This window comes from Streptomyces sp. NBC_01439 (assembly GCF_036227605.1).
Lineage (GTDB): Bacteria > Actinomycetota > Actinomycetes > Streptomycetales > Streptomycetaceae > Streptomyces.
On sequence record NZ_CP109487.1, the window covers coordinates 7,366,361 to 7,380,375 of the forward strand.

16 protein-coding genes are annotated in these 14,015 nt (G+C 69.1%); 15 read left to right on the forward strand and 1 reads right to left on the reverse strand.

Annotation, left to right across the window (positions count from 1 at the left end; all coding sequences use genetic code 11):
* The first annotated feature begins 224 nt into the window (after positions 1-224).
* From dop to prcA, 5 genes are all read left to right on the forward strand, one after another.
* Positions 225-1,736: a depupylase/deamidase Dop gene (dop, locus tag OG207_RS33535; RefSeq protein WP_329103776.1), complete on the forward strand. Its 1,512-nt coding sequence runs from the start codon at positions 225-227 to the stop codon at positions 1,734-1,736.
* A 199-nt stretch (positions 1,737-1,935) separates the two neighbouring features.
* Complete coding sequence (locus tag OG207_RS33540) at positions 1,936-2,148, forward strand: ubiquitin-like protein Pup (RefSeq protein ID WP_030233608.1); 213 nt, start codon at positions 1,936-1,938, stop codon at positions 2,146-2,148.
* A 396-nt stretch (positions 2,149-2,544) separates the two neighbouring features.
* Positions 2,545-2,778 (forward strand): endonuclease VII domain-containing protein, encoded by a 234-nt coding sequence (locus OG207_RS44135; RefSeq protein WP_399433914.1) that lies wholly within the window; start codon positions 2,545-2,547, stop codon positions 2,776-2,778.
* The gene (gene prcB / locus OG207_RS33550; protein WP_329103779.1) at positions 2,730-3,569 is read left to right on the forward strand and encodes a proteasome subunit beta; all 840 of its coding nucleotides are present in this window, start codon (positions 2,730-2,732) and stop codon (positions 3,567-3,569) included. Before OG207_RS44135 ends, prcB begins: the two co-directional genes overlap by 49 nt.
* Before the next feature lie 46 nt (positions 3,570-3,615).
* Entirely contained in the window at positions 3,616-4,380 is a 765-nt protein-coding gene (prcA, locus tag OG207_RS33555; protein ID WP_329103781.1) for a proteasome subunit alpha, read from the forward strand.
* 86 nt (positions 4,381-4,466) lie between these two features.
* Here prcA and OG207_RS33560 read toward each other — a convergent pair whose 3' ends face one another.
* Entirely contained in the window at positions 4,467-5,465 is a 999-nt protein-coding gene (locus OG207_RS33560) for a LacI family DNA-binding transcriptional regulator (RefSeq protein ID WP_329103783.1), read from the reverse strand.
* A gap of 146 nt (positions 5,466-5,611) precedes the next feature.
* On the opposite strand from OG207_RS33560, the gene OG207_RS33565 reads away from it, so the two are divergent.
* From OG207_RS33565 to tatC, 10 genes are all read left to right on the forward strand, one after another.
* Positions 5,612-6,874 (forward strand): MFS transporter, encoded by a 1,263-nt coding sequence (locus OG207_RS33565; protein WP_329103786.1) that lies wholly within the window; start codon positions 5,612-5,614, stop codon positions 6,872-6,874.
* Between the two features lie 128 nt (positions 6,875-7,002).
* Positions 7,003-8,364 (forward strand): Pup--protein ligase, encoded by a 1,362-nt coding sequence (gene pafA, locus OG207_RS33570; protein ID WP_030016332.1) that lies wholly within the window; start codon positions 7,003-7,005, stop codon positions 8,362-8,364.
* A 139-nt stretch (positions 8,365-8,503) separates the two neighbouring features.
* Positions 8,504-9,445, forward strand: a complete 942-nt coding sequence (locus tag OG207_RS33575; protein ID WP_329103788.1) for an FKBP-type peptidyl-prolyl cis-trans isomerase — start codon at positions 8,504-8,506, stop codon at positions 9,443-9,445.
* Positions 9,446-9,473: 28 nt separating this feature from the next.
* The gene (locus OG207_RS33580) at positions 9,474-9,866 is read left to right on the forward strand and encodes an FKBP-type peptidyl-prolyl cis-trans isomerase (protein WP_329103790.1); all 393 of its coding nucleotides are present in this window, start codon (positions 9,474-9,476) and stop codon (positions 9,864-9,866) included.
* 173 nt (positions 9,867-10,039) lie between these two features.
* Positions 10,040-10,996 carry a helix-turn-helix transcriptional regulator gene (locus tag OG207_RS33585; RefSeq protein WP_329103792.1) on the forward strand — a complete coding sequence of 319 codons (957 nt, stop codon included), beginning with the start codon at positions 10,040-10,042 and terminating at the stop codon, positions 10,994-10,996.
* Positions 10,997-11,099: 103 nt separating this feature from the next.
* Positions 11,100-12,068 carry a helix-turn-helix transcriptional regulator gene (locus OG207_RS33590; protein ID WP_329103794.1) on the forward strand — a complete coding sequence of 323 codons (969 nt, stop codon included), beginning with the start codon at positions 11,100-11,102 and terminating at the stop codon, positions 12,066-12,068.
* 14 nt (positions 12,069-12,082) lie between these two features.
* Positions 12,083-12,310: a hypothetical protein gene (locus OG207_RS33595; RefSeq protein WP_030011077.1), complete on the forward strand. Its 228-nt coding sequence runs from the start codon at positions 12,083-12,085 to the stop codon at positions 12,308-12,310.
* A 26-nt stretch (positions 12,311-12,336) separates the two neighbouring features.
* Positions 12,337-12,537, forward strand: a complete 201-nt coding sequence (locus OG207_RS33600) for a hypothetical protein (RefSeq protein WP_329103796.1) — start codon at positions 12,337-12,339, stop codon at positions 12,535-12,537.
* A 170-nt stretch (positions 12,538-12,707) separates the two neighbouring features.
* Positions 12,708-12,998 carry a Sec-independent protein translocase subunit TatA gene (gene tatA / locus OG207_RS33605; protein WP_266598430.1) on the forward strand — a complete coding sequence of 97 codons (291 nt, stop codon included), beginning with the start codon at positions 12,708-12,710 and terminating at the stop codon, positions 12,996-12,998.
* A gap of 47 nt (positions 12,999-13,045) precedes the next feature.
* Positions 13,046-14,011 carry a twin-arginine translocase subunit TatC gene (tatC, locus tag OG207_RS33610; protein WP_329103798.1) on the forward strand — a complete coding sequence of 322 codons (966 nt, stop codon included), beginning with the start codon at positions 13,046-13,048 and terminating at the stop codon, positions 14,009-14,011.
* Positions 14,012-14,015: the final 4 nt, after the last annotated feature.

Below are 14,015 nucleotides of genomic sequence, written 5' to 3' on the forward strand. Positions count from 1 at the left end.
CCGACTGCTTTACCCCACCCCATTACCGGCCTCTTTTCAGCCGGTGACGAGGCCGATCCAATGACGGAAATGATCTCCCCACGAGCGCGCAGTGGTTCTAGGCTCTTCCGTACCGCCGGCCGCGCAGTGCGGGGACGGGCACCGCACAGGCACACGCACCGGAGCACCAGCGGTACTTGAGCGCCGCTCCCGAAAGGGGAGCGCCGCCGGGCAAGGAGGGCCGCATGACCGTACGGCGAGTAATGGGGATCGAGACGGAGTACGGGATCTCCGTCCCGGGGCACCCGAACGCCAATGCCATGCTCACCTCGTCCCAGATCGTCAACGCCTACGCGGCGGCGATGCACCGGGCGCGACGCGCCCGCTGGGACTTCGAGGAGGAGAATCCGCTGCGGGACGCCCGCGGCTTCGACCTCGCCCGCGAGGCCGCCGACAACAGCCAGCTGACCGACGAGGACATCGGCCTCGCCAACGTCATCCTCACGAACGGCGCACGGCTCTACGTCGACCACGCGCACCCCGAATACAGCTCGCCCGAGATCACCAACCCGCTCGACGCCGTCCTCTGGGACAAGGCCGGCGAACGGATCATGGCCGAAGCGGCCGTCCGCGCCGCCCAGCTCCCCGGCGCCCAACCGATCCACCTCTACAAGAACAACACCGACAACAAGGGCGCCTCCTACGGCACGCACGAGAACTACCTGATGAAGCGGGAAACCCCCTTCTCGGAGATCGTGCGCCACCTGACCCCCTTCTTCGTCTCGCGACAGGTCGTGACCGGCGCGGGACGCGTGGGCATCGGCCAGGACGGCCGCGACCACGGCTTCCAGATCAGCCAGCGCGCCGACTACTTCGAGGTCGAGGTCGGCCTGGAGACCACCCTCAAGCGCCCCATCATCAACACCCGCGACGAACCCCACTCGGACGCCGAGAAGTACCGCCGACTCCACGTGATCATCGGAGACGCCAACCTCTCCGAGATCTCCACCTACCTCAAACTCGGCACGACCGCACTTGTCCTGTCCATGATCGAGGACGGGTTCATCAACGTCGACCTGGCCGTCGACCAGCCCGTACGCACCCTGCACCAGGTCTCCCACGACCCCGACCTCCAGCACCTGATCACGCTGCGCAGCGGCCGGACACTGACCGCGGTGCAACTCCAGATGGAGTACTTCGAGCTGGCGCGGAAGTACGTGGACGAACGTTTCGGGTCGGACGCGGACGAGCAGACCAAGGATGTGCTGGGCCGCTGGGAGGACGTGCTGGGCCGGCTGGAGAGCGACCCGATGAGCCTGTCGGGGGAGCTGGACTGGATCGCCAAGCGGGAGATCCTCGAGGGCTACCGGCGCCGGGACGGGCTGGACTGGGACGCGGCGCGGCTGCACCTGGTGGACCTCCAGTACTCGGACGTACGGCCCGAGAAGGGTCTGTACAACCGCCTGGTGGCCCGCGGCAAGATGAAGCGCCTGGTGGAAGAGCCGGCGGTGGAGCGGGCTCAGAGCAAGCCCCCGGAGGACACCCGGGCCTACTTCCGCGGCCGCTGCCTGGAGCAGTACGCGGACGACGTGGCCGCGGCGTCCTGGGACTCGGTGATCTTCGACCTCCCCGGCCGGGACTCGCTCCAGCGGGTCCCGACGCTGGAACCCCTGCGGGGGACCCGCAACCACGTCAAGGAGCTCCTGGACCGCTGCCGCACGGCGGAGGACCTGGTGCGGGTGCTTTCGGGGCAGTGAGCGGTGCATGGGGGGCCTGAAAGGCCTCCGGTCTGGGAATCATGAAGAGAACCGGACGTTGTACTGCGAGCTTTTGAACAAGTGCGGGGACGAATGTCAGACCCTCCCTATAGGGTCCGACGTAGGGTCTGATCTTGAGAGATCCCGAATCCCGGGGTCTCTCGACATGAGCGTGCGAACCGAGCGGGGTGAGGTAGACATGGCGACCAAGGACACCGGCGGCGGACAGCAGAAGGCGACGCGCTCGACCGAGGAGGTCGAGGAGGCCGCGGTCGAAGAATCGACCGACCTCAAGGAGCGCCAGGAGAAGCTCTCCGACGACGTCGACTCCGTACTTGACGAAATCGATGATGTGCTCGAGGAGAACGCGGAGGACTTCGTGCGCTCCTTCGTTCAGAAGGGTGGCGAGTGATTTCACCTTCGAATCGAAGGTGACACTCGCAGGGGAGGGTGAGTGTCGGAGGCAGGTAAGAAGTGTGGGCGGTGTGGCGTAGTCAAGCCGTTCGATGCTTTCGCTTCGAACCGGGCCATGCGTGACGGCCTGCAGTGCTATTGCAGGCCGTGCGCAGCCGAGTACCACCAACAGCGTCAGATAGCCAAGGGGAAGAACGTGCGTCCCCGAGTCGAAGCCCCTGCGGGGCACAAATACTGCCGCCGGTGCGGGGAGGTCAAGCCCCACTCGGAATGGGACCGGAACAAGACGGCTTCGGATGGGTTATCGACGCGTTGCAAGGCGTGTCGAGCGGTCGAAAGTCGGGCAGGGCACCTCAAGCGTTCCTACGGCATGACCGAGGCCGATCGGGACGAAATGATCGCCGCCCAAGGCGGGCTCTGCTGTATCTGTCTGAAGCGCCCTGCGGTACATGTGGATCACTGCCACAAGACGGGTAGGGTCCGAGGCGTACTTTGCTTCAACTGCAACACGGCCATCGGCAAGTTGGGTGACGACCCCGACGCAGCCCGTCGGGTCGTCTCATACTTGGAGGGACACGCGTGGAAGCCAACAATCGTGGCACAGGGCGTCTACCGGCAGCCTTCCTGACGCCGGGGTCGTCGTCCTTCATGGACTTCCTGGGCGCGCACTCGCCCGAGATGCTGCCCGGCAACCGCAAGCTGCCGGAGGGTGTCGTCGAGGCGCCGCACGGGACGACCATCGTTGCCGCCACCTTCCCCGGCGGGGTGGTCCTCGCCGGTGACCGGCGGGCGACCATGGGGAACATGATCGCGCAGCGGGACATCGAGAAGGTGTTCCCCGCCGACGAGTACTCCGCCGTCGGCATCGCCGGTACGGCCGGCCTGGCCGTGGAGATGGTCAAGCTGTTCCAGCTGGAGCTGGAGCACTTCGAGAAGGTGGAGGGGACGACCCTCTCCCTGGAGGGCAAGGCCAACCGGCTCTCCACCATGATCCGGAGCAATCTGGGGATGGCCATGCAGGGCCTGGCCGTCGTGCCGCTGTTCGCGGGGTACGACGAGGCCAAGGAGAAGGGTCGGATCTTCTCCTACGACGTGACCGGCGGCCGCTCCGAGGAGCACGGTTACGCCGCCACCGGTTCCGGTTCGATCTTCGCCCGGGGCTCCATGAAGAAGCTCTACCGCCCCGATCTGACGGAGGAGCAGGCCACCACCCTGGTCGTCCAGGCGCTCTACGATGCCGCCGACGACGACTCGGCGACCGGTGGGCCGGACCTGTACCGCCACATCTACCCGATCGTCACCGTGATCACGGACGAGGGGTTCCGCAGGCTGACCGACGACGAGTCGCAGGAGCTCGCCCGTACGGTCACCAACCGTCGGCTGGAGCAGCCCGACGGCCCGCGCGCCGCCCTGCTCTGACCATCCGTCGCCCCGTAGGAGCCCAGAAGAAAGGGACGGACAGCCGGTGTCGACTCCGTTCTATGTGTCACCCCAGCAGGCCATGGCCGACCGGGCGGAATACGCCCGCAAGGGCATCGCCCGCGGTCGCAGCCTGGTCGTGCTGCAGTACGCCGACGGCATCGTGTTCGTCGGCGAGAACCCGTCCCGTGCGCTGCACAAGTTCAGCGAGATCTACGACCGGATCGGCTTCGCGGCCGCCGGCAAGTACAACGAGTACGAGAACCTGCGGATCGGTGGTGTGCGGTACGCGGATCTGCGCGGGTACACCTATGACCGTGACGACGTGACGGCCCGTGGGTTGGCGAACGTCTACGCGCAGACGCTCGGCACCATCTTCTCCTCGGCCGGTGAGAAGCCGTACGAGGTGGAGCTGGTGGTCGCGGAGGTCGGTGCGACCGCCGCGGGTGACCAGATCTACCGGCTGCCGCACGACGGGTCGATCGTGGACGAGCACGGTTCGGTCGCGGTCGGTGGCAATGCCGAGCAGATCAGTACCTTCCTGGATCAGCGGCACCGGGACGGGATGACCCTGTCCGAGGCGTTGAAGCTGGCGGTGCAGGCGCTGTCCAGTCAGGCGAACGGTGCTGACAAGGCGATTCCGGCGGAGCGGCTGGAGGTCGCGGTGCTGGACCGTACGCGTGCGCAGCAGCGCAAGTTCAAGCGGATCCGGGGTCGGCAGCTGTCGCGCCTGCTGGAGGCGGACGTGACGGCGGCGGTGCAGGCGGATGCCGTGTCGAACGACGAGGCGCCGGAGGACGACGCCGAGTAGCCGCGTAGAGGCAGTGTGTGCGGGGCCCCGGTTCGCCGTTCTCGGCGGGCCGGGGCTTCGTCGTGTCCGGAGTCGTGTCCGGTCGGTTACGGGGTCGGGGCGGGGCCCGTGGAGTCGCGGACGGCGAGTCGGACGGGGATGTCGGGGGCGGTCCAGGGGGTGCCTTCGAGGACGGCGAGGAGGGCGGTCATGCCTTGTTCGCCGACGCGTTCGGCGGGGAGGTGGACGGTGGTGAGTTCGGGTTCGACGGCGGTGGCGAGGGCGAGGTCGTCGAAGCCGGTGACGGAGAGGTCTTCGGGGATGCGCAGGCCGAGGCGGCGGGCGGCCTTGCAGGCGCCGGCGGCGAGGATGTCGTCGTCGCAGATGATGGCGGTGGGGCGGTCCTGGGGGGTGGCCAGGGCGGTCTCCATGGCCGTACGGGCGGCGTCGACGGTGAGGGGGGCCCGTACGGTGCGCAGCTCGGTTTCGGGGCCGAGGATGGCGGTGAGGGCTTCGGCGCGGGTGTGGAAGGTCCAGGAGTCGACGGCGGAGGCGAGGTGGAGGAAGCGGCGGTGGCCGAGGGCGAGGAGGTGTTCGGTGACCTGGCGCATGCCGTCGGCCATGGCGAGGTTGACGTGGGCGGCGGCGGTGTCGGCGGTGGGGTCGCTGTCGAGCATGACGAGGGGCAGGGTGTTGCCGCCGATGGCGTCGAGGGTGTGGGCGGCCATGGAGGAGGCGATGACTCCGTCGAGGGCGGCGCGGGCGGAGGCGAAGGGGTCGCGGGCGGGGCCGGTGCCGTCGGGGGAGGGGTAGAGGACGACGCCGAAGCCGTGTGCGGCAGCGACGCGGGCGGCTCCGGTGTAGACGCGGGCGAAGAATTCGTTGGTGAGGGCGGGGACGACGAGGAGGGCGGTGCGGGTGGTGCCGAGGCGGAGGTTGCGGGCGGCGAGGTTGGGGCGGTAGCCGAGGCGGGTGGCGGTTTCTCGGACGTGGGTGGCGGTGCGTTCGGAGACGCGGCCGGGCCATTTGTCGCCGAGGACGAGGGAGACGGTGGCCTGGGAGACCCCGGCGGCGGTGGCCACGTCGCGGCTGGTGGGTCTCGTCACAGGGTGCTCCTGAAGTGCGAGGTCGGGGGTGTGGTGGGGTCCGTGGGGTGGACCGGCGGACTGCGGCCATGGTACGTATGAGGCGTCACGTTATACGTATTACTTGGATGGTTCCCGGTTGGATCCGGGCAGAAGGTGGGGCGGAGATGGCCGCGGGATACGCGGAGCTGCTGAGGACCCGGCACGCCGCGAGGCTGCTGGTGGGCACGCTCGTGGGCCGGCTGCCCAATGCCACCGGGCCGATCGCGATCGTGCTGTTCACGCGCGCCGAGGGCGGCAGCTACAGCCTGGCGGGGGCACTGGCCGCCGCGTACGGGTTGGCGAACGCGGTGGGTCAGCCGCTGCTGGGGCGGGCCGTCGACCTGTTCGGGCAGCCCCGGGTGCAGTTGCCGGCGGCTCTGGTTTCCGCGCTGGGCATGGTGTGGCTGGCGCTCGCGGGTACGGGGTCCGCGGTGGCCGCGTACGCCGCGGTGGTGGTCGCGGGGTTGTTCACGCCGCCGCTGGAGGGCGGGCTGCGGGCGTTGTGGCCGGGGGTGCTGGGCGGTCGTGAGGAGAAGGTGCACGCGGCGTACGCGATGGACGCGGTGGCCCAGGAGGTCATGTTCACCGTCGGTCCGTTGCTGGTGACGCTGTTCGTGGCGATGTGGTCGCCGGCCGGGGCGCTGTTGGCGCTGAACGCGATCGGTGTGCTGGGTGCGCTGTCGGTGGTGGTGAGCGAGCCGTCGCGGAAGTGGCGTTCGGCGCCGCGGGAGGCGCACTGGTTGGGGGCGCTGCGTTCGCGGGGGCTGTTGGCGCTGCTGGGTGCGTTCTTCTTCGTGGGCATGGCGCTGGGTTCGATCACGGTGGCGGGTGTGGCGTACGCGGATGAGCACGGCGGTCAGGTGGTGTACGGCTGGTTGATGGCGGCGCTGGGGCTGGGTGCGTTGATCGGTGGGGTGTTCTACGGTGCGCGGCAGTGGGTCGGTGCGCCCGAGCGCCGGTTGCGGCTGCTGGTGGCGCTGCTGGCGGTCTGCTACCTGCCGCTGATGCTGGTTCCGGGTGCGGTGGCGATGACGGGGCTGTCGGCGCTGGCGGGCGTGTTCCTGGCGCCTGCGCTGGCGTGTGCGTTCATCGTGGTGGACCGGCATGCTCCGGTGGGCACGGTGACGGAGGCGTTCTCGTGGCTGGTGACGTTCTTCGGGGTGGGTGCGGCGATCGGTACGGCGGCGGCGGGGCCGGCGGTGGAGCTGGGGGGTACTGCGGCGGGCTTCGGTGTGGCGAGCGTGGCGGGTGGTTTGGCGCTGCTGGTTCTGATGGTCACTCAGCGGGTGATGGCAACTGGTGGGCGCAGTCGCGCGGTGGCGCGCTCGTCCGACGGTGTGTCGGAGGTGGCTCCTGACGTGCCGTCGGAGGTGGGGTCGGCGTCCTGATCGGTGGGTGCGGCGGATGGGCCGATCGGGCCGTGATGGGGGTGTCGATCGGCCCGCTGGTGGGAGCTGATCGAAATGGCGCTCCCGAACCCGGTTTCAGAAGAGGGCAGAAGGCGTAATGTTCAGTCATGGACCGCCGCATTTTCGGGCTGGAGAACGAGTACGGCGTCACGTGCACGTTCAGGGGACAGCGCCGACTGTCTCCTGACGAAGTGGCGCGCTACCTCTTCCGCCGTGTTGTGTCATGGGGCCGCAGCAGCAATGTCTTCCTGCGGAACGGCGCCCGCCTCTACCTCGACGTGGGTTCGCATCCGGAATATGCAACTCCCGAATGCGACAACGTGACCGAGTTGGTCACGCACGACAAAGCAGGCGAGCGCATTCTCGAAGGTCTGCTCGTCGACGCCGAACGACGCCTGCACGAGGAGGGAATCGCGGGCGACGTCTATCTCTTCAAGAACAACACCGACTCGGCGGGCAACTCGTACGGCTGCCACGAGAACTACCTGGTGGCCCGGCACGGGGAATTCTCCCGCTTGGCGGACATTCTCATTCCGTTCCTCGTCACGCGCCAGTTGATCTGTGGCGCGGGCAAGGTGCTGCAGACGCCGCGGGGTGCGGTGTACTGCGTGAGTCAGCGGGCCGAGCACATCTGGGAGGGCGTCAGCTCGGCCACGACGCGCTCGCGGCCGATCATCAACACCCGGGACGAGCCGCACGCGGATGCCGAGCGCTACCGCAGGCTGCACGTGATCGTGGGTGACTCGAACATGTCCGAGACGACCATGCTGCTCAAGGTCGGGGCCACCGATCTGGTGCTGCGCATGATCGAGGCGGGCACGGTGATGCGGGACCTGACCCTGGAGAACCCGATCCGGGCGATCCGTGAGGTCAGCCACGACATCACGGGTCAGCGCAAGGTGCGCCTGGCGAGCGGCCGGGAGGCTTCGGCGCTGGAGATCCAGCGGGAGTACTACGACAAGGCGGTGGACTTCGCCGAGCGCCGGGGGATCCGTACCGGTGTGGTGGACCAGGTGCTGGAGCTGTGGGGCCGCACGCTCGACGCGATCGACGCCGAGGACCTGGACCGGATCGGGACCGAGATCGACTGGGTCATGAAGTACCAGCTGATCGAGCGGTACCGGGCGAAGCACAACATGACCATGTCGAATCCGCGGGTGGCTCAGATAGACCTCGCGTACCACGACATCCACCGTCGGCGCGGGCTGTACTACCTGCTGGAGCGCAAGGGGCAGGCGGCGCGGATCTGCAATGACCTGAAGATCTTCGAGGGCAAGTCGGTGCCCCCGCAGACGACGCGGGCGCGGCTGCGCGGGGACTTCATCCGGCGGGCGCAGGAGCAGCGGCGGGACTTCACGGTGGACTGGGTGCACCTGAAGCTCAATGACCAGGCGCAGCGGACGGTGCTGTGCAAGGACCCGTTCCGGTCGGTGGACGACCGGGTGGAGAAGCTGATCGCGGGCATGTGAGCGGGCACGTAGGACCCGCAGAGTGACCGCAGTGTGACATCGCACTCCTCGCCGGGGCCCCGTACGTCTCTCGTACGGGGCCCTGTGCACGGCTTAGAGTGGCGAGCGACCGCTTTGCCGTCTGAGATCTGAGGAACACGTGCGCCGACTTGCCGGCCTGCTTGTCGTACCCCTGCTGCTGCTGACGACCGCAGCGTGTGGCGACGACGGCGGCTCTGACTCCGCCCAGATGAAGAACGGGGCTCCCGCGATCACCAAGGGTGCCGCCTTCGGGGAGACGCCCACCCTGTCGCAGGGCAAGGGTGCGCCGCCCAAGGAGCTCAAGGTGGTGACGATCAGCGAGGGCGCCGGACCGGCGCTCAAGAAGAACGACATCGCGCAGGTCCACTACCTCGGCCAGGTGTGGGACGGCAAGGAGTCGTTCGACAAGAGCTTCGGGCGGCCCGCGCCCTTCGATGTGACCATCGGTGCGGGTGCGGTCATCAAGGGCTGGGACCAGGGCCTGGAGGGCCAGAAGGTCGGCAGCCGCGTCGAGCTGGTGATCCCGCCGGAGCTCGGTTACGGGGCCCAGGGTTCGCCCCCGAAGATCAAGCCGAACGCCACGCTGGTCTTCGTCGTGGACATCGTCAAGGGCACGACCGTTCCGGCCTCGGCCACGGGCAAGGAAGTCGCCCAGGACAACAAGGACCTGCCCAAGGTCGGCACGAACGCGGACGGCAAGGAAGTCTCCGTGACCGTCCCGAAGGACACCGCGGAGCCCACCAAGCTGGTCTCGGACTACGTCCTGGAGGGTGACGGCGCGGTCGTGAAGGACACCGACAGCGTCGTGGTCAAGTTCAACGGCAAGACATGGAAGGACGACAAGTCCTTCGAGAGCACCTACACCAGCGATCAGGCGATCACCTGGCCGCTGGGTGAGCTTTCGGTCAAGGGTCTGAAGGACGGCATCGTCGGCAAGAAGGTCGGCAGCCGCATCCTGCTGGTCATCCCGCCGGACCAGGGGTTCGGGGACAAGGAGCAGGGCACCATCCCGGCGAATTCGACGCTGGTCTTCAGCCTCGACATCCTCGCGGTGATGTAAGACTGTTCCGGTTGACCGTTTCGTACGTATGAGGAGAAGTTCCGTGAGTGACCTCCAGAAGCCCGAGATCGACTTCCCCGAGGGCGAGGCCCCCAAGGACCTCGTGATCGAGGACATCTGGCTGGGCGACGGCGCCGAGGCCAAGAAGGGCGACCGGGTCGCCGTCCACTACGTGGGCGTGGCCTTCTCCACCGGCGAGGAGTTCGACGCCTCCTGGAACCGCGGTTCCGCGCTGCAGTTCCAGCTCGGCATCGGTCAGGTCATCTCCGGCTGGGACCAGGGCGTCCAGGGCATGAAGGTCGGCGGTCGTCGCAAGCTGACGATTCCGGCGCACCTCGCCTACGGCGACCGTGGCGCGGGCGGTGCGATCGCCCCGGGCGAGACGCTGATCTTCGTCTGCGACCTGGTCAAGGTCGGCTGATCCGCTCATCCGCGATCGGTGCAGGGGCCCCCGCCGTCCGGCGGGGGCCCCTCGCTTTTTTGCCCGGGCGCGCCGGGGCGGTACGGTCATCGGTCAATGGGTCCTTCCGCAACCGGTCGTGGCCCGGTGACGGTCCGACGGACGTGTAGGCGGAGAAGGGCGGAAGGGCGTCGATGGCGATTGCCAAGGCCGAGCGGCTGATGAATCTGGCGCTGTGTCTGCTGGGGACCCGCCGGCCGCTCAGCAAGCGGGAGTTGCGCGGTTCCATCGAGGCCTACATGGAGGCCGGCAACGACGAGTCCTTCAACCGCATGTTCGAGCGGGACAAGGACGACCTGCGTGAACTCGGCCTCGTCATCGAGACGGTGGAGAACCTGGACGGCGAGACCGGTTACCTGGCCCGCCGGGACAGCAACCGGTTGCCTCCCGTCTCGCTGGACGCCGAGGAGGCCGCGGCCCTGGGGCTGGCGGCCAAGGTCTGGCAGCAGGCGCGGTTGGCGGGGGCCGCCAGCGGGGCCCTGCAGAAGCTGCGCGCGGGCGGGATGCCCGAGGTGGAGGACCCGTACGAGGGACAGCACAGCGCGATCGAGCCGCGCATCCCGGTCCACGAGGCGGCCTTCGAGCCGCTGATGCTGGCCTGCCGGGACCGCCGGCCGGTGGTCTTCGACTACCGCAAGTCCACCGCCGCCCGGCCCGAGGCCCGGCAGGTGGAGCCCTGGGCGCTGGAGTGCTGGCGCGGCCACTGGTACCTGGCCGGGTACGACCGGGACCGCGGGGCGGAGCGGGTGTTCCGGCTCTCCCGGATCACCGGCAAGGTCCGCTCCCGGGCCGCGAAGTACACCGCCGAGGTGCCGGACGTGGTGACCGTGCGGGAGACCGTGGCGAGCTGGGCCGGGGAGAGCGCGGACCGCAGCGCGCTGATCCGGCTGCGGGCCGGGGCGGGTTACCCGCTGCGGGCCAAGGCCACCGCGGTGCGCGAGGGCGGGGACGGCTGGGACGAGTTGGAGATCCCGTACGGGCACGGGTTGGACGCCTGGCTGGTGGAGTTCGGGCCCGACGTCGTCGTGGTCGGTCCGGCCGACCTGCGGGCGGACGTGGTGGACCGGCTGCGGGCCGTGGCCGGGGCCTGATCGGGGCCGATCCCGGGGCCCGCGGGCCCGGCGGCCGATCCGCGGCCGCACCGTTCGACAAGAGCGACATCCACGACGTGCCCTGAGGGGGAGACGTACCAGCATGGCTGCCAACGCCATCGACCAGACCCGCCGGATGCTGTCCCTGGTGACGTACCTGCGCGAGCGCCCCGGTGCGCACGTCGCGGACGTCGCGCGCGCCTTCGGGATCACGGAGGACGAGCTGATCTCGGACCTCGACGTGCTGCCCATGTGCGGGACGAGCTTCCGGGGCGGGGACCTGCTCGACATCGACACCGACGGGGAGCGCATCTGGTGGCGCAATCCCGACGCCTCGGGGGAGTCCACCGCCGAGCCGCTGCGGCTGGCCGCCGACGAGGCGACCGCGCTGCTGGTGGCCGCGCGCGCGGTGGCCACCCTGCCCGGGCTGCGCGAGAGCGACCGGAACGCCCTGCTGCGGGCCACGGCCAAGCTGGAGGCGGCCGCGGGCGAGGTGGCCGGGGCCAGCTCCCGGCTGTCGGTGACCTTCGAGTCCGAGGGCGGGGTCTTCGCGGACGTCGACCGGGCCATCGCGGAGCGCCGGCGGCTGTGGCTGCGCTACTACTCGCCCGCGCGGGACGAGCTCACCGAGCGCACGGTCGACCCGATCCGGCTCTTCGCGGTGGGCCACACGTACATGGAGGGCTGGTGCCACCTCTCGGAGGCCCGGCGCACCTTCCGCCTCGACCGGGTCGCGGAGATCCGGCTGCTGGACGAGCGGGCCGAGCCGCCCGCCATCGAGCCGCGGGACCTGTCCGAGGGCTTGGTCCAGCCGGCGGCCGAGGACCCGGAGGTCGTGGTCGAGGTGGGGCCGGGAGGGCGCTGGGTCGCCGAGTACTACCCGCACGACAGTGCGGAGGAGCTGGCCGGGGGCGGTCTGCGGATCACCCTGCGCAGCCCGGATCCGGCCTCGTTGCGCCGCCTCGCGCTGCGGCTGGGTCGTGAGGGCCGGATCGTCGCTCCGGCCGAGCTGGCGGACAGCGCGCGCAACGCCGCCCGGGAGGCGCTGGCGGGTTACGGGGAACAGGTCTGAGGGGGACGCGGTCGATGTCGCCAACGTCCGGGCCCGTCGCCTTCAAGGCCTCCTGTCCCGACTGCCGGGCCCGCTTCGAGCTGGACGCGGGCGCCCTGCGGCTGGCCATCGGCGGGAGCAGGCGGACCACCTTCTACTCCTTCACCTGCCCCGAATGCGGTGCCGCCGTACGCAAACCGGCCGGCGAGCGGATCGTGGAACTGCTCACCGGTGGTGGCGTGAGCACCCTGCGCAGCATCTGACCCGGCGGGTGGCCTAGGCTCGGCCCATGATGTGGCCGATGTTCGCAATTGTCCTGGGCTTCCTCGGGGTGGCCGTGCTCGCCGTGCTCGCGGTGCGGGTGTACGTGGAGGTGCGCAGGCTGGCTTCCCAGGTGGCGCAGGCCAGCCGCCGGGTCACCGACGCTTCGGCGGATCTCGAGCGGGCGGCCGTCGATCTGGCCCGGGCGGGGCACGGAGCACGTCCCTGACCCGGGGCGAACGCGTGTGACCGGGGCATGTTCAACCTGCCCAGGTGCAAGCGGGGGGACCCCGGGGGATTGCCGGGCGTTAACCCCCGGGGGTTACGATCCTCGGTAGAGCAAGTCCTAGGCGCCCCGTCCGGCGTGCTGTGAACCTCGGAGAAGAAGGAAGATACCTAATGGGCAACTTCAGGGGTTGGGAAATCCTTGTCATCGTCGGACTGATCATCCTGCTGTTCGGCGCCAAGAAGCTCCCTGACATGGCCCGCTCCCTCGGCAAGTCGGCCCGCATCCTCAAGAGCGAGGCCAAGGCCATGAAGAAGGACGGCGAGGGTGACGACGTCGCCGCCGCCGCGCCCGCGGACCAGTCCGCGCAGCAGCCCGTCGCCCCGCGTACCATCCAGGCCGCTCCGGGTGACGTCAGCAGCTCGCGTCCGGTGAGCGAGCCGAACCGCACCGCCCAGGGCTGACACCCGCCGTACACGCCAGTCATCTGCAACGAGACAAGGGACGTGGGTTGCTCAACTCTGCCCGCAAGCAGGAGAAGAAGGAACGGCAGGCCAAGGACGCCGAAGGGCGCATGCCTCTCGTCGAGCACCTGCGTGAGCTTCGTAACCGCCTGCTGAAGTCGGTCCTGGCGATCGTGGTGATCACGATCATCGCCGCGTTCTTCTACCGGGAGATCATCAACTTCCTGTTGAAGCCGATGTTGGACTCCGTCGGCTGCACGGACGGTGTGGTGACCCAGCGCAACGGCCGCCCCTGCGCCGACATGACCGTGAACGGCCTGATCTCGGCGTTCTCGATCGCCCTGAAGGTCGCGCTGATGGCCGGTGTGGTGCTGTCCGCCCCGGTCTGGCTCTACCAGCTGTGGGCGTTCGCCGCGCCCGGACTGCACAGCCACGAGAAGAAGTACGCGCGGAGCTTCGTCGCGGTCGGCGCGCCCCTCTTCCTGACCGGCGCGGTGATCGCGTACAAGATCCTCCCGCAGACCGCGACGATCATGCTCGAGTTCACCCCCGACCACGCGCGCAACCTGCTGCCGGTCGACGACTACCTCGACCTGGTCACCCGCATGGTGATCGTGTTCGGCCTGGCCTTCGAGCTGCCACTGCTGCTGATCCTGCTGAACTTCACCGGTGTGCTCACCGGCAAGCGGCTGGCGAGCTGGTGGCGGGGCATGGTCCTCGGCATCACGATCTTCGCCGCCTTCGCGACGCCCACCGGTGACCCGCCGACGATGCTCGCGCTGGCCGTGCCCATCATCGCCCTCTACTTCGCCGCCCTCGGCATCTGCCTCCTCAACGACCGCAGGCGCAGGCGCAACGACCCCGACGCGGATCTGAGCGACGACGAGGCCTCCCAGCTGGACCTCACCCCGGCGCCGATCGGTGAGCTGGAGTCCCTCCCGGCCCCCGCGGCACTGCCCGAACAGGCCGACGGCGGACGCCAGCGGATCAACGGGTACGACGACGCCACCTGACGGG

Excerpts from the sequence above, each read along its gene's own strand:
- dop (WP_329103776.1), top strand. The coding sequence starts at position 225 with ATGACCGTACGGCGAGTAATGGGGATCGAGACGGAGTACGGGATCTCC.
- OG207_RS33580 (WP_329103790.1), top strand. The coding sequence starts at position 9,474 with ATGAGGAGAAGTTCCGTGAGTGACCTCCAGAAGCCCGAGATCGACTTC.
- pafA (WP_030016332.1), top strand. The coding sequence starts at position 7,003 with ATGGACCGCCGCATTTTCGGGCTGGAGAACGAGTACGGCGTCACGTGC.
- OG207_RS33595 (WP_030011077.1), top strand. The coding sequence starts at position 12,083 with ATGTCGCCAACGTCCGGGCCCGTCGCCTTCAAGGCCTCCTGTCCCGAC.
- OG207_RS33590 (WP_329103794.1), top strand. The coding sequence starts at position 11,100 with ATGGCTGCCAACGCCATCGACCAGACCCGCCGGATGCTGTCCCTGGTG.
- OG207_RS33600 (WP_329103796.1), top strand. The coding sequence starts at position 12,337 with ATGATGTGGCCGATGTTCGCAATTGTCCTGGGCTTCCTCGGGGTGGCC.
- tatA (WP_266598430.1), top strand. The coding sequence starts at position 12,708 with ATGGGCAACTTCAGGGGTTGGGAAATCCTTGTCATCGTCGGACTGATC.
- OG207_RS33540 (WP_030233608.1), top strand. The coding sequence starts at position 1,936 with ATGGCGACCAAGGACACCGGCGGCGGACAGCAGAAGGCGACGCGCTCG.
- OG207_RS33565 (WP_329103786.1), top strand. The coding sequence starts at position 5,612 with ATGGCCGCGGGATACGCGGAGCTGCTGAGGACCCGGCACGCCGCGAGG.
- OG207_RS33585 (WP_329103792.1), top strand. The coding sequence starts at position 10,040 with ATGGCGATTGCCAAGGCCGAGCGGCTGATGAATCTGGCGCTGTGTCTG.
- OG207_RS44135 (WP_399433914.1), top strand. The coding sequence starts at position 2,545 with ATGATCGCCGCCCAAGGCGGGCTCTGCTGTATCTGTCTGAAGCGCCCT.